This window comes from Nonomuraea sp. MG754425 (assembly GCF_021699195.1).
GTDB lineage: Bacteria > Actinomycetota > Actinomycetes > Streptosporangiales > Streptosporangiaceae > Nonomuraea.
Genome location: NZ_SSXE01000084.1, coordinates 18,378 through 38,813, shown reverse-complemented (window position 1 = coordinate 38,813; position 20,436 = coordinate 18,378). Strand labels below are relative to the sequence as shown.

Genomic DNA, 20,436 nt, shown 5'->3' with positions numbered 1-20,436 from the left:
ACGTAAGGGCGGCTAACAGTGCTCTCATGGGGGTGGCCCTTCGCATATGGGGGTTGGCCAGACCATAAGATGTCGAGCAGATCGCCGCAATATTTCGACTTCATTTCGCAAACATCTGACTGACTCTGAACGTCCGGTGCGGCCTGCTCCTGCTGGTCAGAGCGCGTGCCGCGGCAGGAAGCCCGCCGTGGGCGCGGTGCAAGCCGCGACGTCCGATCTACGTAAGCCGTTGCAAGCGCTTGCGTGGAAGGCCGTATAGTTTGCGCATGACGCGACGACTCGCAGAGGTGGCCAAGAAGGTCGGAGTGAGCGAGGCGACCGTGAGCCGCGTGCTCAACGGCAAGCCCGGGGTGTCCGACGCGACCCGCGAGGCCGTGCTGACGGCGCTCGACGTGCTCGGGTACGAGCGCCCCACCCAACTGCGCGGCGACCGCGCCCGGCTGGTCGGCCTCGTGCTGCCCGAACTGCAGAACCCGATCTTCCCCGCCTTCGCGGAAGTGGTCGGCGGCGCCCTGGCCCAGCAGGGTTTCACCTCCGTGCTGTGCACCCGCACGGTCGGGGGCGTCTCCGAGGCCGACTACGTCGATCTCCTGCTCCAGCAGCAGGTCAGCGGCGTCGTCTTCGCCGGCGGCCTGTACGCCCAGGCCGACGCCTCCCACGGCCACTACGAACTGCTGCACGAGCGCAAGCTGCCCACCGTCCTGGTCAACGCCGCCGTCCGGCACCTCGACTTCCCGCAGGTGTCGTGCGACGACGTGGTGGCGGCCGAGATGGCCATCGCGCACCTGCGCGCGCTCGGCCACGAGCGCATCGGCATGGTGCTCGGCCCCAAGGACCACATGCCCTCCCGGCGCAAGCTGGAGACCTTCCAGGCCGCCGGCGGCGACCCGGAGCTGGTCGAGCACACGATGTTCTCCCTGGAGGGCGGGCACGCCGCGGCCGCCCGCCTGGTCCGGCGGGGCGTCAAGGGCGTCATCTGCGCCAGCGACCTGCTCGCCCTCGGCACCGTGCGCGCCGCCCGCCGCGCCGGCCTGGCCGTCCCGGCGGACATCTCGGTCATCGGCTTCGACGACTCGGCCCTGATGAACTGCACCGAGCCGCCCTTGACCACGGTCCGCCAGCCCATCGACGCGATGGGGCGGGCCGCGGTCGACCTGCTGGTGGCGCAGATCGACAAGGCCGTGGTGCCGGCCGACGAACTGCTCTTCGAGCCCGAGCTGGTCGTGCGCGCCTCCACGGCGCGCGCTCGCGACTGACCCCGGGGCGGCCCGTCCCGCCTGGTGCTTCCTGCGCGTCGCGACGCTCGCGGCGCGCAGCTTTCGTGTGGGCCGGGACGTCCCGACGCCCGGCGTAACTCAGTCGTTATCTTGCAATATGAAGTCGAAATATTGCGCACATACGTCGCGGATCCTATGGTGTGGGCACCTCGCATTCAGAAGGGTCAGACCATGCAGAGATCCACCGGACTCTTGCTCGTATCCGCGCTAGCCCTGTCGACCGCGGCCTGCGGATCGGGCAGCGAGCCGGCCACCCCCAGCGCGGCGGGCAGCGCGCCGCCCGTGTCGATCACGGTCGCGTGCCAGCCGGCCAAGTCCGCGCCGAAGGAACGGCAGGCCTGGGACGACGACGTGGCCACGTTCACGAAGGAACACCCCGGCGTGACGGTCAAGAGCACGGACCAGCAGCCGTGCTTCGACCCCAAGACGTTCGGTCCCAAGCTGGCGGGTGGCCAGATGGAGACCGCTTTCGTGGTGCCCGTGACGAACTACGCCGACGTGATCACCAAGGGCCAGGCCCTCGACATCACGTCGTACACGAGCGAGATCAAGAACTGGAACGACCTCCGCCCCGACCACAAGGAACTGGTCACCAAGGACGGCAAGGTCTACGGCGTCCCGAACGTGCACTACAGCGTCGGCCTGGTCTACAACCGCGCCCTGTTCACCAAGGCCGGGCTGGACCCGGAGAACCCGCCGAAGACGTGGGCCGAGGTCCGCGAGGCGGCCAAGAAGATCGCCGGGCTCGGCGCCGGCTTCGTCGGCTACGGCGAGTACTCCGGCGGCAACACCGGCGGCTGGCACTTCACCCAGGCCCTCTACGGCCGCGGCGGCGACATCCTGACCCCCGACAACAAGCAGGCCGCGTTCAACTCGGCCGAGGGCAAGGCCGTGCTGCAGACCCTGCACGACATGCGCTGGGTGGACGACAGCATGGGCACCAAGCTCCTGGTCGGCTGGGAGTCGCTCATGGTCGCCATGGGCAGCGGCAAGGTCGGCATGATGCTCGGCGCGCCCGACGTGGTCACCGACGTGGTCACCAAGTTCAAGGGCAACGTCGCCGACTACGGCATCACCGGCTTCCCCGAGGCCAAGGCGTCGCTGAGCGGCGGCGAAGCCTTCATGATCAACCCGAAGGCGACGCCCGAGGAGGCGAAGGCGGCGCTGGCGTGGATCGACTTCCGCTTCAACACCGTCGGCAAGGGCCGCTTCGACTTCGCCCGCGGCAAGAGCATCGGCAACCCCGTCGGCGTCCCGGACAACGCCGTCTTCGGCGACTCGCCCACCGGCCAGGCCATCCAGGCCGACCGGGTGAAGAACGCCTCGCTGCCGGTCGCCAACTACGACTCCTACGCGCAGGCGGCCGGCACGGTCCCGCCGAAGGCCGAACCGCCGTACGCCCAGGAGCTGTACGCCATCCTCGACGTGGCCATGTCCGGTGTGCTGAGCCGCAAGGACGCGAGCATCGACCAACTCCTCACGGACGCCGAGACGAAGGCCAACTCGGTGCTGGCGGCCAAGGGCTGACCCTATGCAGATTCTGAGGCGCAATCTGACGGCCTACGGGTTCTTGTGCGCGGCGCTGGCCTGCTTCACGGTGTTCGCCTGGTATCCGATGGTCAGGGAGTTCATCCTGAGCTTCCAGAAGACCGACCTGATCAACGAGCCGGTCTGGGTCGGCCTGGACAACTTCAGGACGGCGTTCCTGGACCCGGCCTTCGGCCAGGCGTGGCTGAACACGCTGGAGTTCACCTTCCTCGCGCTGTTGTGCGGCTATGCCGTGCCGTTCGTCGTCGCGCTCGTGCTGAACGAGTTGCGCCACGCCCGGGCCTACCTGCGGTTCGTGGTCTACCTGCCGGTCATGCTGCCGCCGATCGTGGCGGTGCTGCTGTTCAGGTGGTTCTACGATCCGGGGCCCGGGCTGTTCAACCAGGTGCTCGACTTCTTCGGCCTGCCGCCGCTGGCCTGGCTGGACAGCTCCTCCACCGCCCTGCTCTCCCTGGTCATCGTCTCGACCTGGATGAACATGGGCAGCGCGACGCTCATCTACCTGGCGGCGCTGCAGAACATCCCGCCGGAGCTGTACGAGGCGGCGGAGCTGGACGGGGCCGGCATCTTCAAACGGATCAGGCACGTCACGATCCCGCAGACGAGGCTGATCCTGCTGCTCATGCTGATGTTGCAGATCGTGGCGACCATGCAGGTGTTCATCGAGCCGTACATGCTCACCGGCGGCGGGCCGGAGAACGCCACGGTGACGGTCGCGTACCTGATGTTCCAGAACGCGTTCACACTCCAGGACTACGGCTCGGCCGGGGCGCTCGGCATGATGCTCATGATCGTGCTGCTCGTCTTCGCGGCCTTCCAGCTCCGGCTGACGAGGGAGGACAAGGCGTGATCTCCGTCGGAGCCCGGGCGGCCACCGGGCGCAAGCGGGGCAGGAAGCGGTCGCCGCGGCCGATCGAGGTGCAGTTCCGCACGATCGTCTCGCCGCACCAGCTCAACAGCAGGTGGGGCCGGCGGATCTACTGGCTCGTGCTCGTCACCGTCCTCGTGGTGTTCACGCTGGCGTTCGTCTTCCCGCTCTACTGGATGGTCACCGGCGCGCTCAAGACGCCGGAGGAGCTGGCGCAGATGCCGCCGACGCTCGTCCCGGCCGACCCGTCGCCGGACGCGTTCTTCGAGGCGTGGGACCTGTTCGACATCGGCACGCTGCTGGTGAACACCGCCTACTACTCGCTGGGCGGGTGGGTCGTGTGCATGGCCGTGGACGTGTCGGCGGCGTACGCGCTGTCGAAGCTGCGGCCGATGTTCGGCGGCCTCATCCTGGGCATGATGCTGGCCACGCTGATGATCCCGGCGATGGTCGTGCTCATCCCGCTGTACGTGACGGTCGTGGACCTCGGCCTGCTCAACAACGCGTGGGCGCTGTGGCTGCCCGCGGCGGCCAACGGGTTCAACATCTTCCTGCTCAAACGCTTCTTCGACTCGATTCCCCGTGAACTGATCGAGGCGGCGCAGATCGACGGGGCCGGTCCGGCGCGCATCCTGCGCTCGGTGGTCCTGCCCATCTCCAGGCCCATCCTGGGCGTGGTGTCGATCTTCACGATCGTCACCTCGTTCAAGGACTTCGTCTGGCCGCTGCTCGTCATGACCGACAGCGACCGGATGACGATCAGCGTGGGCCTGTCGCAGACGGCCGGCGCCGTCACCCAGAACCAGGTCATGGGCGGCCTGCTGATCACCAGCATCCCCATGATCATCGTTTTCTTCATCTTCCAACGGCACATCATGGCGGGTCTCACCGCCGGAAGCATTAAGGGATAGCGCATGTCGCAAACGTGGTGGCGGGGGGCCGCGATCTACCAGGTCTACCTGCGTAGTTTCGCCGACGGGAACGGCGACGGCGCCGGCGACCTCGCCGGCCTGCGCTCCCGCCTGCCGTATCTGAAGGATCTCGGGATCGACGCCATCTGGCTCAACCCGTGGTATCCGTCGCCGATGGCCGACGGCGGCTACGACGTGGCCGACTACCGCGGCATCGAGCCGGTCTTCGGCACGCTGGACGAGGCGGAGCGGTTCATCGAGGAGGCGCACGGGCTCGGCGTCAAGGTCATCATCGACGTCGTCCCGAACCACAGCTCCACCGAGAGCGCCTGGTTCAAGGAGGCGCTGGAGAACCCGGCGGCCCGCGACCGGTTCTGGTTCGCCGACGAGCCCCTGAACGACTGGCAGTCCATCTTCGGCGGCCCGGCCTGGACCCAGGTGCCCGACGGGCAGTGGTACCTGCACCTGTTCGCCCCGGAACAGCCGGACTTCAACTGGAACAACCCGGAGGTCCACCAGGAGTTCGAGGACGTGCTGCGCTTCTGGTTCGACCGGGGCGTGGACGGCGTGCGCATCGACTCCGCGGCGCTGCTGATCAAGTCCGACACCGCGTACGAAGACCTCGACGCGGTCCACGACGTCTACCGTCGGTGGCGCGAGGTGGCCGACGAGTACGGCGAGCGCGTTCTGATCGGGGAGGTCTGGCTCCCCGATCAGGAGCGTTTCGCCCGCTACCTGCACCCCGACGAGCTGCACACGGCCTTCAACTTCGACTTCCTGGCCTGCGCCTGGGACCCGGCCGACCTGCGCAGGTCCATCGACCTGACGCTGAGCACGCACACCCCCATCGGCGCCCCGCCGACGTGGGTGCTGTCCAACCACGACGTGACCCGGCCGGTCACCCGGTACGGCCGCGCCGACACCACGTTCGAGCACGGGGGCCGCCTGCACGGCACCCCGTCGGACCTGGAGCTCGGCTACCGCAGGGCCCGCGCCGCCGCGCTGCTGGCGATGGCGCTGCCCGGCTCCGTCTACGTCTACCAGGGCGAGGAGTTGGGGCTGCCGGAGGTGGAGGACCTGCTGGACGAGGTCCGCCAGGACCCGATGTACGCCCGCTCGGGCGGCACGAACCCCGGCCGCGACGGCTGCCGCATCCCGCTGCCGTGGTCGGGCGAGGAGCCGCCGTTCGGCTTCGGCGCGGGCACGCCGTGGCTGCCGCAGCCGGAGGGCTGGCACAAGCTGACGGCCGAGGCGCAGCGTACGGACCTGGGCTCGATGCTGAACCTCTACCGCACGGGCCTGCGCCTGCGCCGGGAACTGCTCGGGGACGGGACGCTGAACTGGCTGTCGCTGGGCACGCAGGTCCTGGCCTTCAGCCGCGACTCGGGCCTGATCTGCGTCACGAACCTGGGCGCCGACCCCGTGCCGCTGCCCGCCGGTGAACTGCTGCTGGCCAGCGCCCCGATCGAGGACGGCCTGCTGCCGTCCGACGTCACCGCCTGGCTCTCCCCGGAGGGCTGAGCGGACCGGCGCGTACGATCACGGAATGGCACGACTGCGCAGGACGCCCCCGCACGAGCTGGCCCCGGAGGCCCGGGAACTGTACGACAGGATCACCGAGGGCCCCCGCGGCCGGTTCATGGTGGACGGCGAGGGCGGGCTCACGGGGCCGTTCAACGCGATGCTCCTCAGCCCGCCCGTCGGCGACCCGCTCCAGGCGCTGGGGGCGGCCATCCGCTACCGCTCCGTGCTCACCGACCGGGCGCGGGAACTGGCCATCCTGGTGGTGGCCGGGCACCACGACAGCGCGTTCGAACGGGCGGCCCACGAGCCGATCGCCCGCGAGCTGGGCTTCACCGAGGACCAGCTCGGGGCGCTGCGCGGAGACGGGCCGCCGGCCCTCAGCGACCCGTACGAGGCGGCGGTGCTCGCCGTGGCCCGCGCGCTGGTGACGAAGGGCGACCTGGACGACGGGGAGTACGCGGAGCTGGGGGAGCGGGAGCTGTTCGAGCTGACCACGCTGGTCGGCTACTACACCACGCTCGCCCTCCAGCTCCGCGTCTTCCGAGTCTGACCACACCGCCCGCCGCCACGTGACGGCCGGGCGGTCACCACACGACACCGGCCCGCCGGCTCGGTACCGGTCCCCCGCCACGCGACGCCGACCGGCCGCCACGCGGCGGCGGGTGGTCACCAGGCGGTGGCGGACTCGGCCGGTGGCGCGCCCGCGACGCTGAGCGCGAACACGATGCCGGTGTCCAGGTCGGCCCGGTAACCGGCCTGGTAGACGCTGCGGTAGCGCCGGTCGCCGAGCGCCTGGCCGGTCTGCTCCTCGGCCAGGCGGCGGGCGCTCACCCACCAGGGCAGGCCGAGACGCGGCCGGCCGATGGTGTCCCAGATCTGCTGGGCCAGCCCCAGCAGGTACGCCGCCCGCTCGGCCTGACCCGTGCCGACCGCGGCACGGGCGAGCAGGTCCACCGTGATGGCGAGCCCGAGGCTGTCGTGCATCCGCTGCTTGACCACCAGCGCGGCCTGCCCGAACGTCTGCGCGGCGGTGGGATGGCCGCGGGCCAGCTCGACCTCGCTGCGCACGACGTCGCCGTAGGCCCGCATCGTGCGCTCACCGTGCCGGTCGCACGTGCTGCGCACCTGTTCCAGCATCGTCACCCCGTCATCGAGCCGGCAGGTCACCACATGGCTGAGGCTGGTGGACAGGCTGCTCAGCAGGTAGGCCAGGGTGGGTCCGGGCGCGAGCCCGCGCAGGCGCTCGGCCAGGGCCGTGACGCGGTCGTGATCGCCGCTGATCACGGCGGCGGCCGTGAGCACCGCCCGCCCCGCGGCCAGCGCGCCGGCGTCGCCCTCGGCCTCGGCCCGGCTCGTGCACTCCGTCGCCAGCGCCGCCGCGGCCTCGGCGTCCCCCTCCGCCATGGCGATCAGCCCGCAGACCCACAGCGCCTTGGTACGGGCCCGGCTCGGGACGGTGTCGGCCTCCAGCGCCCGCTGCAGGTAGCGCCGCCCCTCCCTGACGAACCCGCAGTTGTACCAGTAGAACCACAGGTCCCCGGCCAGCTCCAGCGCCGCGTGGCCGGCCGGCTCGGCCAGGCTGTGCTCCAGGGCGGCCCGCAGGTTCGCCTGCTCGGCCACGGTCCGGTCGTACCAGGTGTACTGGTCGGGGCCGTACCAGGCGGCCTCGCCCGTCCTGGCCAGGGCGCGGTAGTGGTCGCGGTGGCGGCGGCGCAGCTCGTCCTGCTCGCCGAGCTGGCCCAGCCAGAACGCGCCGTACTCCCTGATGGTGTCCAGCACCCGGTAGCGCTCGCCGCCGCCCGTCGGCTCCCAGGTCAGGATCGACTTGTCGGCCAGCCCCGCCAGCAGCCCGGGGATCTCGGCGGCCGGGAGCAGGTCGTCGGCGCACACGCTGACGGCGGCCTCGGCGGTGAACGAGCAGGCGAACACCGACACGCGGGCCCACAGCAGCCGCTCGCCGGGGGAGCAGAGCTGGTGGCTCCACCCGATGGCCGTCCGCAACGCCTGGTGCCAGGGCGGCTCGGCCCGGCGGCCGACCTGGTCGAGGTCGCCGAGCACGGACAGCCGGTCGGTGAGCCGGTCGGCCAGCTCGCTCGTCCTGACCTCCCGCAGCCGGGCGGCGGCCAGTTCGATGGCCAGCGGCAGCCCTTCCAGGTGGCGGCAGATCCTTATGACGTCCTGGAGGTTGCCGTCGTTCAGGGTGAAGCCGGGACGCGCCGCCGCCGCGCGGTCGGCCAGCAACGTCACCGCCTCCGTCTGCTCCAGGCTGCCCTCCTTGGGCACCGGCAGCGGCTCCAGGGTCAGCACGTGCTCGTCGTCGAGGCCGAGCCGACGCCGGCTGGTGGCCAGCACGCACAGGCCGGGCGCGCGGTCCAGCAGCTCGCGCACCACCAGCGCGCAGTAGTCGATCAGGTGCTCGCACGTGTCCAGCACGAGCAGCACCTCGCGGTCGGCCAGGTAGTCGGTGAGCACCCGGAGCGGCTCGCGGCTGGACTGGTCGGCCAGCGGCAGCGCGTCGGCGATCGCGTACGGCAGCGCGCCCGGCTCGACCAGCGGCGACAGCGGCACCCACCAGGCCCCGTCGGCGAAGAGGTGCTCCCACTCGCCGGCGGCCCGCAGCGCCAGCCGGGTCTTGCCCACGCCGGCCACCCCGGTGATCGTCACCAGCCGCTCGTGCCTGCGCAGCAGCCGTAGCTCGATCAGCTCCTCATCCCGGGCGATCAACCGGTTCACCTCAGGGGGGAGGCGGCCCGCCGCCCAGCCTCGTCCCGTACGACCCGTCACACGTGTCACCCATTCGGCATGATCAGCAGTCAAAACCCGCCAGCCCGTTCAGACAAGCGGATACCACTCGATCTCGCAACCGTTCGTGTGCAGACGGTATTCGGCGCGACCGCCCGCGCGATCCCGACCCGGGCTTAGGCCGACTCTCTGACCACCAGCTCCGTGGGCAGGATGATCGGGTCGGTCGGGCCGCCCTCGAACAGGTTGAGCAGCAGCCGCACCATGGCCGCCGCCTGCTCGGCCATCGGGTGCCGGAGTGTCGTCAGCGGCGGCTCGGTGTACTTGGCCGCCTCGATGTCGTCGAACCCCACCACCGCCACGTCGTCGGGCACCCGCCGCCCCGCCTGGCGCAGCGACTGCAACGCGCCGACCGCCATCAGGTCGTTGGCCACGAACACGGCGTCGAGCGCCGGGTCGTCGCCGAGGAGCTGGCGCATCGCGATGGCCCCCGACTCGCGGGTGAAGTCGCCCACCGCGACGATCGAGCGGCGGTCGGAGTCGCGCAGCACGTTGCGGTAGCCCGCCAGCCGGTCCTGGCCGGCGATCATGTCCTGCGGGCCGGCGATCGTGGCGATCCTGCGCCGGCCCGTCTCCACCAGGTGCCGCACCCCGGCCTCGGCCCCGCCTACGTTGTCGTTGTCCACGAACGGGATGTCCACCGGCACCGCCGGCCGCCCGTACGAGACCACCGGGACGCGCAGCCGCGACAGCGCGGACGGCAGCGGGTCGGCGCCGTGCATGGACAACAGCATCACGCCGTCGACGTGACCGCCCGAGATGTATCGCTCCACTCTGGCGTGACTCTTCGGCGAGGACGCCAGCATCAGCACGACCTGCTTGTTGATCGCCTCCAGCTCGACCAGCGCCGACCTGATCGCCGTGGAGAACAGCGGGTCCTCGGAGAAGACCCGCGTGCCCGGCTCGCTCACGACCAGGGCGACCGAGTCGGTGCGCTGGGTGACGAGGCTGCGCGCGGCGGAGTTGGGCACGTAACCCAGCTCGTCGATCGCGCGCAGCACGGCGTCGCGGATGTGCGGCGCGACCGTCGTCTGGCCGTTGACCACGCGGGAGGCGGTGGCGCGCGAAACACCCGCACGGGCGGCGACCGCCTCAAGGGTCGGGCGTCTCATGTCTGCACCAGGTGGGAGAGCACGGAAAGAATCTACAGGCCGTTCCTGCCGATCACGTCCCGGTACCACAGCGCGCTGTCCTTGGGCACCCGCTCCAGGGTCGAGTAGTCCACGTGCACGATGCCGAAGCGCCGCCGGTAGCCCTCGGCCCACTCGAAGTTGTCCAGCAGCGACCACACCAGGTAACCCCGCAGGTCCGCGCCCGCCTTGATGGCGCGGTGCACCTCGCGCAGGTGGCCGTCGAGGTAGGCGACCCGCTGGTCGTCGTGCACCCGGCCGTCCGCCACCACGTCGTCGAAGGCCGCGCCGTTCTCGGTGACCATGAGGCCGACCCGGGGGTAGTCCCGCGAGAGCCGGACGAGCAGCCGCGACAACCCGTCGGGGACGATCGGCCAGCCCATCGCGGTGGTCGGGGCGTCCGCCGCGGCGAACCTGACGTCCTCCGAGCCCGGCCACGCGGCGTCGGCCGGCAGCCCCGGTCCCGACTCGACCACGCACGGGTTGTAGTAGTTGACGCCGATCAGGTCGATCGGGGCGTTGATGAGTTCCAGGTCGCCGTCCTGGATGTGCCCGGTGCCGCCGTTGCGGGCCGCCGCCTCCAGCACCTCCGCCGGGTAGGTGCCGTACACGGCCGGGTCGAGGAACTGCCTGGTCAGCAGCGTGTGGATGCGGTGCGCCACGGCCGCGTCCGCCTCGCTCGGCACCGCCGACGGGTCGTTGACCTGGGCGGGGGTGAGCACGGGGGAGGAGTTGACGACCAGCATGATGCTCTGCGCGCCGGCCTCGCGCAGCCGCCGGGCCGCGAGCCCGTGGCCGAGCAGCAGGTGGTGCGCGGAGCGCATGGCGTCGGACGGGCGGCGGCGGCCGGGCGCGTGCACGCCGTTGCCGTAGCCGAGGAAGGCGGCGACCCAGGGCTCGTTGAGCGTGGCCCAGTCGGTGACGCGGTCGCCGAGCCGGTCGTGGACGGCGGCGGCGTAGTCGGCGAACCGGTACGCGGTGTCGCGGTTCGTCCAGCCGCCGCGGTCTTCGAGGGCCTGGGGAAGATCCCAGTGATACAGAGTGACGTACGGCGAAATTTCGGCGGCTAGTAGTTCATCTACGAGTTTGTCGTAGAACGCCAGGCCGCGCGGGTTGACCGAGCCCTCGCCGTCCGGCTGGATGCGCGGCCAGGCCACCGAGAACCGGTAGGCCGCCAGCCGCAACTCGCGCATCAGCCCGATGTCGTCCCGGTAGCGGTGATAGTGGTCGCAGGCCACGTCGCCGGTGTCGCCGTCGGCCACGTTCCCGGGGGTGTGGGAGAAGGTGTCCCAGATCGACTGGCCTCGCCCGTCCTCCTTGACCGCCCCCTCGATCTGGTAGGAGGCCGTCGCGGCGCCCCAGACGAAGTCCTCGGGAAAGATCATCCCTTAACAGCTCCTTGCATGATTCCACCGATGATTTGCTTGCCGAACAGGGCGAAGACGGCCACGAGCGGCAGGGTCCCGATCGCGGTGCCGGCCAGGCCGAGCACGTAGTCGTTGACGTATCCGCTGGCCAGGGTCGACAGCGCCACCTGGACGGTCGGGTTGTCCGGGGTGAGCACGACCAGCGGCCAGAAGTAGTCGTTCCAGGCCGACATGAACGTCAGCATGCCCAGCACCGCCGCCGCGGGCCGCGCGGCCGGCAGCACGACGTGCCAGAACAGCCCCCAGGTCGAGCAGCCGTCCACCCGCCCGGCCTCCAGCAGTTCCGTGGGCAGCGCGCGCGAGAGGTACTGCGTCATGAAGAACACGCCGAACGCGTTGACCAGCGCGGGCACGATCAGCGCGTAGTTGGTGCCGGTCCACTCCAGCTTCACCATGAGCATGTAGAGCGGGATGATGCCGAGCTGCGCCGGGACCATCATGGTCGCGACGGTGATCAGCAACATCACGTTCCGGCCCCGGAACTTCAGCTTGGCGAAGGCGAACCCGGCCAGCGTCGAGAAGAACATCACCGCGACGGCGATCGACCCGGACACGATGAACGAGTTGGCCAGCGCCAGCCCGAAGGGCACGGTGTCGAAGACGCGGGCGACGTTGGCGAAGAAGTTCCCGCCCGGGATCAGCGGCGGCGGCACCTCGGCCAGCGCGGAGTTGTGCCTGGAGGCCACCACGACGCTGTAGTACAGCGGGAAGGCGGAGAAGAAGGCCACCGCGGTCAGGGTCAGGTAACGCAGCCTCATACCAGTCCTCCGCGCACCCTGCGGGTGATCAGGAAGTTGATCCCGGCCACGACCACCACGGCCACGAACATCAGCCAGGACGCCGCCGAGGCGTAGCCGAAGTCGAGCGTCGAGTTCGCGAAGCCGTTCTCGTAGACGAACAGCGCCAGGGTCTGGAACTGCCGGTCGGGGCCGCCCGTGGCGATGCCGCCCCCGCCGCCGCTGCTCTGCCCGAACAGCATGGGCTCGGCGATGATCTGCATGGCCCCGATCGTGGAGACGATGACCACGAAGATGATCGTCGGGCGGATCATGGGGATGGTGATCTTGCGGAGCTGGGTGAAGTTGGCCGCGCCGTCGATGGTGGCGGCCTCGTACAGCTCGCGCGGGACCGCCTGCATGGCGGCCAGGAAGATCAGCGCGTTGTAGCCGGTCCAGCGCCACATGATCATCACGGACAGCGCGATGTGCGAGGTGGCCGTGCCCGCCGCCCAGTCGACGTGGCCCGCCCCGAACCAGCCCAGGATCCAGTTGATCATGCCGAAGTCCCGGCCGAAGAGCTGGCTGAAGATCACCACCACCGCCACCACGCTCGTGACGTTCGGCAGCAGCAGCGCGATCCGGAACAGCGTCTGGAACCGCAGCCGCCGGTTGAGCAGGTGCGCCAGCCAGATGGCCAGCGCGAGCTGCGGCACGGTCGACAGCACGCCGATGGACAGGGTGTTGAACGTGGCGTTCCAGAAGTAGCCGTCGGCGAGCAGCGTGGCGTAGTTGCCGAGACCGATGAACTCCTGGGTGTCGGACAGCAGCGTCCACTCGTGCAGGCTCACCCAGGCCGTGTAGACCAGCGGGAACAGCCCGAAGGCGCAGAACAGCAGGAAGAACGGGGCCACGTAGGCGTACGGCGACACCCTCACGTCGAGGGTGTGCCGCACGCTGCGCCTACGCCGTCGCGTGACCGCGAGGGGAAGGGAACTCATTTGATCTTCTTGACGTCCTCGAGCACCTGCGCCCACGCCTCGTCCGGCGTCTGCTTGCCCTGCTCGACGCGGCCGAGGCCGTTGCCGATGGCCGTGCGCACGTCGGCCTCCTTCGGGCCGAGATGTTGCGGCTTGAGCGCCTTGGCGGCCTCGGAGTAGATCTTGCCGATGGGGGCGTCACCGAAGAACGGCTTGGTGAAGTTCTGGATCGACGGGTCGTCGTACAGGGCGGGGATCGACGGGAAGGTGCCCTCCTCCTTGAAGACCTTGGCCTGGTTCTCCTTGGAGGTGAGGAAGTTGATCAGCTCGGCCGCCTCCTTCGGGTGCTTGCTCTGCTTGGGCACCATCAGGTGGGAGCCGCCGCTGTTGCCGGAGCCGCCGGGCACCGACGCGATGTCCCACTTGCCGGCCGAGTCCTTGGCCTGCTCCTGGATGAAGCCGGTCATCCAGGCCGGGCAGATGATCGTGGCGAACGAGCCCTTGGCGAAGCCGGTGTTCCACGGCGGGGAGAAGGCGGCCAGCTTGGCGGTCAGGCCGTCGGCGGTGAGCTGGTTCGACAGGTCCCAGGCTTTCTTCACGTCGGGGTTGGACTCGACGATGATGGTGTCCTGGGCGTCGTACAGGCCGGTGGGCGCCTGGTTGACCATGGCGCGGAAGATCTCACCGGGGGAGTCCACGAACTTGGCGCCGGCCACGTCCGCCGCGGCGAACTTCTTGCCGGTCTCGATGTACTGCTCCCAGGTCGGCCAGAGCGCCGACACCTCGTCGCGGCCGTCCGGCAGCCCGGCCTTCTTGAACAGGTCCTTGCGGTAACACATGGCCAGCCCGCCCACGTCGGTGCCGAGGCCGAGGACCTGCGCGCCGTCCTTGCTCAGGCCCTGCTGCCACTTCCAGTCGAGGTAGTCGGCCTGGCGCTGGTCGAGCCCGTACTGCTTGAGGTCGGTGAACTTGGCCGGCTGGGCGGTGAACGTGCTGATGTAGCCCACCTCGACCGCCTCGACGTCGCCCGCGCCCGCGTTGGTGGCCAGTCGCTTGACCAGGTTGCTGTGGTGGTCGTTGAACTGGGTGACGTTCTCGACGATCTCGATGTTCGGGTGGGTCTTCTGGTATTCCGCGTAGAGCGGCTTGAAGCCGAAGTCACCGAACAGGCCGACCGTCAGCTTGATCTTCTCCGCGGGCTGCGCGCTCGACTCGCTGGCGGTTCCCGCGCCGTCTCCTCCGCCACCACACGCCGTCGCCAGGGCGAGGACGGACGCGGTGAGCAGGGGCAGGCCGAACCGCCGCATGCGAGGGGCCATGGTTAACCCTCCTGGGTCGTGCTTTGCTGGGGGTGATGAGAGAGCGCTCTCTCACGAGAGTCGCGGCGCTCACATGCTGCTGTCAACGGAGGTTAAGTAACGATCGCCGTTACCCGAGAGAGCGCGTTCAGAGCTCGGCGGCCGGGGCACGGCCGGTGAGGGCGCGCCCGGCCATCCGGGCGTACATGCGGCCGGGGCTGGGCTCCCCGGTCAGGAAACCCGGCAACATGGGCAGGCCGACGGCGAACGGGTCGAGCCGCTCGTAGAGCTCGTCGGCGTCGGCGGGCCGGTCGTCCGGCTTCTTCTCCAGCAGTTGCGCCAGCAGCGCGCCCAGCGGTTCGGGCAGCCCGGGAATGCCCGGCGGGCGCTCCTTGACCTGCTTCTCGAAGACCACGTAGTCGGTCGGCCCGGTGAAGAGCTGCCGCCCGCTCAGCATCTCGTGCAGCACGCACCCGAGCGCGTACAGGTCGCTGCGCGGCTCGGCGACGCCGTGCTGGATCTGCTCGGGAGCCATGTACGCCGGAGTGCCCAGAATCTGCCCGATCCGGGTGAACGTCGTGACCTCCGACTCCCGCAGCATGGCGAGCCCGAAGTCGAGCACCTTCACGCTGCCGTCGGGGCAGAGCATCAGGTTGGTCGGTTTGAGGTCGCGATGGCAGATCGACAACGAGTGCGCCGCCGACAGCACCGCGCACGCCTGCGCCGCGATCGCCGCCGCCCACGGCACCGGCAGCGGGCCGTGCTCGTGCACGAGGTCGGCCACCGTGACCCCCTCGATGAACTGCATCACCTGGTAGAGCCGCTGCTCGTGGGTGCCGGAGTCGTACAGGACGGGCGCGCCGGGATGCTCCAGCCTGGCCAGGATGCGCGCCTCGCGGATGAACCTGCGCTCCAACTCCTGGTCGGGCCCGCTGGGCAGCCGCAGCAGCTTCACCGCGACCCGCCGGTCGAGGTGGCGGTCGTGGCCCGAGTAGACGGCTCCCATGCCGCCCTGCCCGAGGGGTAGGTCGTCGAGCTCATAGCGGTCGCCGATGACCATTGACCCCCCTCCCGCCGCCTTTCCGGAAAAAACTACACCGTCAGGACTGGGGGTGCAGGTGTCCGTCCGCAAGGCCGTCGAGACCCAGTCTGATCAAGGTCTGCCCCAGGGACGAGGTCTCGCGGATGGCGTCCTCGAGGACGGCGAGCCGCCTGAACGCCTCGCCGTAGGCCCGCTGCTCCTTCAGCGACAGCCGCGGCAGCCGGGTACGCCGCACGTCGAACCTGCTGGAGCCGGTCGTCACCCGCCCGCCCGCGGCCCGCAGGAAGCCCGCCAGGAAGTCGGCGTCGAGCCGGCGCGCGTCGACGCGGTACAGCGTCAGGTGCGGCCCCAGCACGGCCCCGCCGCCGCCGTCGGGCACCACCCGTACGGCCGAGTAGGAGGCCACCACGTCGCCGGGCTGGACCGGCACGAGCCCCTGCTGCATGGTGGTCCGGCCGGACGGCGAACCGCCGGTGAGCACGTCGTCGGAGGTCAGCACCGGCACGTCGCCGCCGTCGGCGGACAGCTTGGGCGGGGCCTGCGACGTGCTCACCAGGCCCTCCTTGATCAGGTCGCCCAGCGTGGTGGCGGGCTGGTCGAGGGGCTGCTCCAGCACCTTCAGGTCGGGCGGCACGGCCGCCGCCGCGAGGAAGCGGTCGCGGGCCTCGGCGAAGGCCCGGCCGACGTCGTCGCGCCGCTGGTGCCGGGCCGGGGTCATGTCGACCTCGTCGGCCAGCAGGTCGATGATGCGGACGGTCTGGTCGGAACGGTCCTCCAGGTAAGCCTGCCAGGCCGGCTCGACCGCCGACAGGTCGCCGGTGGCGTCGAGGATCAGCACCTCCGACGGCGGGCGCTCACCGGCCGCCGGACGGCGCAGCAGCCACAGGTCGGAGCCGGGCAGCGCCACGACCGCCCGCAGCGCGCCCGCGCGCAGCAGGTTGGCGCGGATGCGGCGGCCCGCCTTGCGGCTGGCGGCGGCCGGCGGCATGAGGATGGCGACCAGGCCGCGCGGCCTGACGTGGGTGAGGCAGTGCTGCACCCAGGCCAGCTCGGGCTCGCCGCGCGGCGGCAGGCCGTACTCCCAGCGCGGGTCGCCGGTCAGCTCCTCGTAGCCCCAGGCGCGCTCGTTGAACGGGGGGTCGCACACGACCGCGTCGGCCCGCTCGCCGGCGAAGCCGTCGTGGCGCATCGAGTCGCCCGCCACGACCGTGGCCCGGACGCCGCGCAGCCGCAGCCTGGAGGCGGCGATGGCGGCCGAGGTCTCGCTGAGCTCCTGACCGAGGACGCGCCGCCCGTCGGCCTCGGGGGACAGCAGCAGGGTACCGACGCCGCAGGCCGGGTCGAGCACGGTCGCGCCGTCGGCGCTCACCAGCCCGACCATCAGCTCGGCGACGTCGTCGCGGGTGACCGAGAGCTGCCGGGAGTGGGCCTCGAGGTAGCGCTCGCAGAGGAACTCGTACGCGCTCAGCGGGCCGAGCTGCTCGCCCAGCTCCCGCATGAGGCCGGAGAGCTCCCCGTCGAGGCCCGCCGCGCCCGCCGGGTCACCCACAGTGACGTCAGGAGGGTCGTCGGCGGTCGTCCCGCCGTCGGCGAGCAGGGCTCCGGCCTGGGCCACCAGCTCGCCCAGCCGCAAATCGCCCGCGGCTTTCATGCGTTGCCAGACCCGATCTCCCAGGGAGACCTGGTAGGACTTCCCATAGCGTCGCAGCCAGGACTCGACCTGCCGCAATGAGAACAGCGGCTGGTTGGCGGTGCCGCCGGTGGGCTGGGGGAAGTCGTCGTGGCGACGGCGCCAGTTGCTCACCGCGGCACGCCCGACACCGGCGAGCCGGGCGATGTCCCCGGCGTTGACGGTCGGGTCGTGGCTCATGCAACCCACAGTAGTTCACAAGAGTCTTCAGTGCATCTGCTTGTGAAGTCTTTCAACCAATGATTTACTGCTAGGTATGAAGCACAACATCCGCTATGCCGCCGGATCAGATGTGGGCCGCCGCCGGGAGCAGAACGAGGATTCCGGCTACGCGAGTGGCCGGTTGCTCGTGGTGGCTGACGGGATGGGCGGGCACGCGGCCGGCGAGCTGGCGAGCTCGGCGGCGATCGCCGTCATGCGCGAGCTGGACGCCACGCTTCCCGAGACGGGCGCCGACCTGGAGGCGGCCTTGGAGGGCGCCGTGCACGAGGCGGCCCGCAGGCTGGTCGAGCTGGCCGACATCGACCCCGCACGCAGGGGGATGGGGACCACGGTGACCGCCATGCTGTGGGACGGCTACCGGTTCGCCCTGGCTCATCTGGGTGACTCCCGCGGCTACCTGCTTCGCGATGGTGCTCTCTATCAGATGACCAAGGATCACACACTTGTGCAGTCGATGGTGGACGAAGGCCGGATAACGGAGGATCAAGCCGCCGTGCATCCCCGTCGTTCGATGGTGCTGCGGGTGCTGGGCAGCGAGGGCAGGGCGGAGCCTGACATGGCGCTGCGCGAAGCCGAGCCTGATGACCGCTACCTCCTCTGCTCCGACGGGCTCACGACCGTGCTCGGGCCCGAGACGCTGCACGAGGTGCTGACCACGGTGACAGACCCGGCGGCGGCCGTCCAGAGGCTGATCGACCTGGCGAACGAGGGCGGTTCGCCGGACAACGTGACCGTGATCGTGGCCGACGTGGTCGGCCCCGGCACGGGCGATGCGGGAGTCTATCGCGTGGGAGCCGGCGCCTGACAATCGTGCCGTCCCGTCACACCGGCCCCAGGAGCCACAGAGCCGATGTTTCGGCTCACTGAAAGACACTTTTCCTATGATTCGCGCGATTCTGCGGTGGCGCTACTAAAGTCCATCGTGATTTGTCGGTTTTCTGGGAGGAGTCGCCCTGGACCCGATCGCGGACAAACTCCTGAAAACGGTGCGGCAGGAACTTGGCTACAAGGAGAAGAGCGGCCAGTCCACCAAGTTCGGCCATTGGTACGCGGATCGCGTCCAAGACACCCAGTTCCGCGACGCGCCATGGTGTGACATGTTCCTCGCCTGGGCCGCGAACAAATCCGGCCTCTCCGACTATGTCGGCGAGTTCGCCTGGACGCCTTCCCACGCGGCCTGGTTCATCCAGCAGCAAGCCTGGAGCCGCACACCCGAACCGGGCGCGCTGGTCTTCTACGACTGGCGCGGCGGCAAGAGCTACAAGGGCATCGACCACGTCGGGGTCGTGGAACGCGTCGAGGGCAAGAAGATCCACACCATCGAGGCGAACGTCGACCGGGTCTGGCTGAAGCGGAAGACCAGGGAGACCGACAAGGTCGTCGGTTACGGCATCCCGCGCCTGGTCAAGGAGAACCTGGACCGCCTCGACGAGATCCGCTCGACCGAGCGGCCGTTCGTGTCGCCGCCCCGCTCGCACACCGCCCAGGGCTCGCCGCTGGACGTCCTGGGCACGCCGTCCGCGCTGCTGGCCGCGATGGTGCTGCTGACGATCGTGCTCTCGCTCCGCTTCACCGGCCGCCGCGGCACCCGGCGCCGCCCGTCCTGGCTCCCGTGGCGCACCGGCAGGCCCGCCGCCCCGGCCGGGCCACGGGTCCCCTCGCCCCGGAATCCCTTGTCGGCCGACAGGGACGTCGCCGAGAGCCCCGAGCCGAAGCAGCCGCCGTCCGGGCCGAGCCCGGCCCCGGCCGCGCCGCAGGCGCCCCGTCCGGCCAAGACGCGGGTCCCTGCGGGCGCCGGCGCGCCGGCGCCCCGGCGGCAGCCCACCCCGAAGCGGCGCAAGCCCTACGACGCGAGCTGAGCGGCCCCGGCCGCGCGGTCAGGCCGTCAGGTCGATGACCGCCTTGACGTCGTCCCCGGCGGGCTCGAAGACCTCCATGGCCCGTGACAGCGGCACCCGCCGCGTGATCAGCCGCTCCAGCCAGCCGCGCTCGGCCGCGGCCAGCGCCGTGGCCGCCTCCCGGTAGTGACGCAGGTTGGCGTTGACGGTGCCGAAGATGACGTCGTTCTCCAGCACGACGTCCCGGTTGATCAGCCCGGCGTCCACGCGGTGCGTGCGCCCGCCGGGCGCCAGCCCGCACAGGCAGACGATCCCGGTGGCGGCCGTGGTGACCATGGAGTCGATGACGAGCTGCCCCGCCCCCGTGCACTCGATGATGAGGTCCGGCTTCGACGCGGCGAACGACTCCAGGGACGAGCCGGAGTGGTACGTCGCGCCCAGCGCCTCCACCAGCTCCGACTTGAGCCCGGGGCCGGCCCGGTCGAGCACGTGCACCTCCAGCCCGCGCATCCGTCCGAGCAGCGCCGCCAGCAGCCCGATCGGCCCCGCGCCCGTGACCAGCAGCGTGCGCGGCTCGAACCAGGCCCGCCGGCCGATGCGCTCGATCTGCTCCCACGCCTTGGCCACCACCGACGCGGGCTCCACCAGCACCCCGACGTCCGCCAGCGACGGGTCCAGCCGCACCGTGTAGGCGGCCTCGACGGTCCACAGCTCGCTGCCGAACCCGTCGATCTCCTTGATGCCCCGCTCGGTGTAGCGGCCGTTGCGGCACATGTCGAACTCGCCGTGCGCGCAGGCCCCGCACGGCTCGGGGTCGGGCCGGCGGACCACGCCCACGACCAGGTCGCCCGGCGAGAACGCCGAGCCGTCCGGCGTTTCGAGCACGCGGCCGAGCGACTCGTGCCCGATGACCATGCGCTCCCTGCCCGGTGGCGGCCAGCCGTACTCGGCCCGTTCCAGCTCCCGATCGGTCCCGCAGACGCCCAGGGTGAGCCCCTGGACGAGCAGTTCGCCCCGCCCGGGCTTCGGGTCGGGGACCTCTTCCACCCGCAGCGTGTCCTTCCGGCCCGGCACGAACGTCAGTGCGCGCATCGCCGTCACCTCCTCCGCGTGCCCCCTACCCCGGACCTCGTTGGGAAATAGTAGGACGTCCTAGTATCTTC

The 20,436-nt window shown here is 70.5% G+C and carries 18 protein-coding genes; 8 read left to right on the top strand and 10 right to left on the bottom strand.

Annotated elements, in window-relative coordinates; all coding sequences use genetic code 11:
- Nucleotides 1-266 precede the first annotated feature (266 nt).
- Nucleotides 267-1,256, top strand: a complete 990-nt coding sequence (locus FAF44_RS27345) for a LacI family DNA-binding transcriptional regulator (protein ID WP_237106137.1) — start codon at nucleotides 267-269, stop codon at nucleotides 1,254-1,256.
- A 185-nt stretch (nucleotides 1,257-1,441) separates the two neighbouring features.
- On the opposite strand, the gene FAF44_RS55950 is transcribed toward FAF44_RS27345, so the two are convergent.
- Nucleotides 1,442-1,642, bottom strand: coding sequence for a hypothetical protein (locus FAF44_RS55950; RefSeq protein ID WP_237106136.1), 201 nt, complete (start codon nucleotides 1,640-1,642; stop codon nucleotides 1,442-1,444).
- Between FAF44_RS55950 and FAF44_RS27335 the strand changes: the two genes are divergently transcribed.
- The 5 genes from FAF44_RS27335 to FAF44_RS27315 are packed head-to-tail and all read left to right on the top strand — an operon-like array spanning nucleotide 1,629 to nucleotide 6,678.
- Nucleotides 1,629-2,804, top strand: coding sequence for an extracellular solute-binding protein (locus FAF44_RS27335; protein WP_237106135.1), 1,176 nt, complete (start codon nucleotides 1,629-1,631; stop codon nucleotides 2,802-2,804). The two genes, FAF44_RS55950 and FAF44_RS27335, sit on opposite strands and share 14 nt — an antisense overlap.
- Nucleotides 2,805-2,808: 4 nt before the next feature.
- Nucleotides 2,809-3,675 (top strand): carbohydrate ABC transporter permease, encoded by an 867-nt coding sequence (locus FAF44_RS27330; protein ID WP_237106134.1) that lies wholly within the window; start codon nucleotides 2,809-2,811, stop codon nucleotides 3,673-3,675.
- A complete protein-coding gene (locus tag FAF44_RS55945; protein WP_237106133.1) occupies nucleotides 3,672-4,604 on the top strand; it encodes a carbohydrate ABC transporter permease in 933 nt (310 codons plus the stop codon). The genes FAF44_RS27330 and FAF44_RS55945 overlap by 4 nt, the downstream gene beginning before the upstream one ends.
- A gap of 3 nt (nucleotides 4,605-4,607) precedes the next feature.
- A complete protein-coding gene (locus FAF44_RS27320; RefSeq protein ID WP_237106132.1) occupies nucleotides 4,608-6,125 on the top strand; it encodes a glycoside hydrolase family 13 protein in 1,518 nt (505 codons plus the stop codon).
- 25 nt (nucleotides 6,126-6,150) lie between these two features.
- Entirely contained in the window at nucleotides 6,151-6,678 is a 528-nt protein-coding gene (locus FAF44_RS27315; RefSeq protein ID WP_237106131.1) for a carboxymuconolactone decarboxylase family protein, read from the top strand.
- Nucleotides 6,679-6,794: 116 nt separating this feature from the next.
- Here the strand turns inward: FAF44_RS27315 and FAF44_RS27310 are convergent, their stop codons facing one another.
- The 8 genes from FAF44_RS27310 to FAF44_RS27275 all read right to left on the bottom strand — a co-directional run bounded on the left by FAF44_RS27310 (nucleotide 6,795) and on the right by FAF44_RS27275 (nucleotide 17,393).
- A complete protein-coding gene (locus tag FAF44_RS27310) occupies nucleotides 6,795-8,852 on the bottom strand; it encodes an NB-ARC domain-containing protein (RefSeq protein ID WP_237106130.1) in 2,058 nt (685 codons plus the stop codon).
- 194 nt (nucleotides 8,853-9,046) lie between these two features.
- Nucleotides 9,047-10,042, bottom strand: coding sequence for a LacI family DNA-binding transcriptional regulator (locus FAF44_RS27305; protein WP_237106129.1), 996 nt, complete (start codon nucleotides 10,040-10,042; stop codon nucleotides 9,047-9,049).
- A 32-nt stretch (nucleotides 10,043-10,074) separates the two neighbouring features.
- Nucleotides 10,075-11,445: a GH1 family beta-glucosidase gene (locus FAF44_RS27300; protein WP_237106128.1), complete on the bottom strand. Its 1,371-nt coding sequence runs from the start codon at nucleotides 11,443-11,445 to the stop codon at nucleotides 10,075-10,077.
- On the bottom strand, nucleotides 11,442-12,245 hold the full coding sequence (locus FAF44_RS27295; protein ID WP_237106127.1) for a carbohydrate ABC transporter permease: 804 nt from the start codon (nucleotides 12,243-12,245) through the stop codon (nucleotides 11,442-11,444). Before FAF44_RS27295 ends, FAF44_RS27300 begins: the two co-directional genes overlap by 4 nt.
- Entirely contained in the window at nucleotides 12,242-13,204 is a 963-nt protein-coding gene (locus FAF44_RS27290; protein ID WP_237106126.1) for a carbohydrate ABC transporter permease, read from the bottom strand. Before FAF44_RS27290 ends, FAF44_RS27295 begins: the two co-directional genes overlap by 4 nt.
- Nucleotides 13,201-14,502, bottom strand: coding sequence for an ABC transporter substrate-binding protein (locus FAF44_RS27285; protein WP_237106125.1), 1,302 nt, complete (start codon nucleotides 14,500-14,502; stop codon nucleotides 13,201-13,203). Before FAF44_RS27285 ends, FAF44_RS27290 begins: the two co-directional genes overlap by 4 nt.
- Before the next feature lie 127 nt (nucleotides 14,503-14,629).
- The gene (locus FAF44_RS27280; protein ID WP_237106124.1) at nucleotides 14,630-15,541 is read right to left on the bottom strand and encodes a serine/threonine-protein kinase; all 912 of its coding nucleotides are present in this window, start codon (nucleotides 15,539-15,541) and stop codon (nucleotides 14,630-14,632) included.
- A 40-nt stretch (nucleotides 15,542-15,581) separates the two neighbouring features.
- On the bottom strand, nucleotides 15,582-17,393 hold the full coding sequence (locus tag FAF44_RS27275) for an N-6 DNA methylase (RefSeq protein ID WP_237106123.1): 1,812 nt from the start codon (nucleotides 17,391-17,393) through the stop codon (nucleotides 15,582-15,584).
- A 76-nt stretch (nucleotides 17,394-17,469) separates the two neighbouring features.
- Here FAF44_RS27275 and FAF44_RS27270 point away from each other — a divergent pair, with 76 nt between their 5' ends.
- Together FAF44_RS27270 and FAF44_RS27265 are read left to right on the top strand one after the other, a co-directional pair.
- The gene (locus tag FAF44_RS27270) at nucleotides 17,470-18,240 is read left to right on the top strand and encodes a PP2C family serine/threonine-protein phosphatase (RefSeq protein ID WP_237106122.1); all 771 of its coding nucleotides are present in this window, start codon (nucleotides 17,470-17,472) and stop codon (nucleotides 18,238-18,240) included.
- Between the two features lie 181 nt (nucleotides 18,241-18,421).
- On the top strand, nucleotides 18,422-19,294 hold the full coding sequence (locus tag FAF44_RS27265; RefSeq protein WP_237106121.1) for a CHAP domain-containing protein: 873 nt from the start codon (nucleotides 18,422-18,424) through the stop codon (nucleotides 19,292-19,294).
- A gap of 18 nt (nucleotides 19,295-19,312) precedes the next feature.
- Here the strand turns inward: FAF44_RS27265 and FAF44_RS27260 are convergent, their stop codons facing one another.
- Entirely contained in the window at nucleotides 19,313-20,365 is a 1,053-nt protein-coding gene (locus FAF44_RS27260; protein WP_237106120.1) for a glucose 1-dehydrogenase, read from the bottom strand.
- Between the last annotated feature and the right edge of the window lie 71 nt (nucleotides 20,366-20,436).

Bases quoted from the DNA above. Each gene is read 5' to 3' on its own strand.
- FAF44_RS27345 (WP_237106137.1), top strand. From the start codon at position 267: ATGACGCGACGACTCGCAGAGGTGGCCAAGAAGGTCGGAGTGAGCGAG.
- FAF44_RS27330 (WP_237106134.1), top strand. From the start codon at position 2,809: ATGCAGATTCTGAGGCGCAATCTGACGGCCTACGGGTTCTTGTGCGCG.
- FAF44_RS27320 (WP_237106132.1), top strand. From the start codon at position 4,608: ATGTCGCAAACGTGGTGGCGGGGGGCCGCGATCTACCAGGTCTACCTG.
- FAF44_RS27315 (WP_237106131.1), top strand. From the start codon at position 6,151: ATGGCACGACTGCGCAGGACGCCCCCGCACGAGCTGGCCCCGGAGGCC.
- FAF44_RS27305 (WP_237106129.1), bottom strand. From the start codon at position 10,042: ATGAGACGCCCGACCCTTGAGGCGGTCGCCGCCCGTGCGGGTGTTTCG.
- FAF44_RS27300 (WP_237106128.1), bottom strand. From the start codon at position 11,445: ATGATCTTTCCCGAGGACTTCGTCTGGGGCGCCGCGACGGCCTCCTAC.
- FAF44_RS27295 (WP_237106127.1), bottom strand. From the start codon at position 12,245: ATGAGGCTGCGTTACCTGACCCTGACCGCGGTGGCCTTCTTCTCCGCC.
- FAF44_RS27290 (WP_237106126.1), bottom strand. From the start codon at position 13,204: ATGAGTTCCCTTCCCCTCGCGGTCACGCGACGGCGTAGGCGCAGCGTG.
- FAF44_RS27285 (WP_237106125.1), bottom strand. From the start codon at position 14,502: ATGGCCCCTCGCATGCGGCGGTTCGGCCTGCCCCTGCTCACCGCGTCC.
- FAF44_RS27280 (WP_237106124.1), bottom strand. From the start codon at position 15,541: ATGGTCATCGGCGACCGCTATGAGCTCGACGACCTACCCCTCGGGCAG.
- FAF44_RS27275 (WP_237106123.1), bottom strand. From the start codon at position 17,393: ATGAGCCACGACCCGACCGTCAACGCCGGGGACATCGCCCGGCTCGCC.
- FAF44_RS27270 (WP_237106122.1), top strand. From the start codon at position 17,470: ATGAAGCACAACATCCGCTATGCCGCCGGATCAGATGTGGGCCGCCGC.
- FAF44_RS27260 (WP_237106120.1), bottom strand. From the start codon at position 20,365: ATGCGCGCACTGACGTTCGTGCCGGGCCGGAAGGACACGCTGCGGGTG.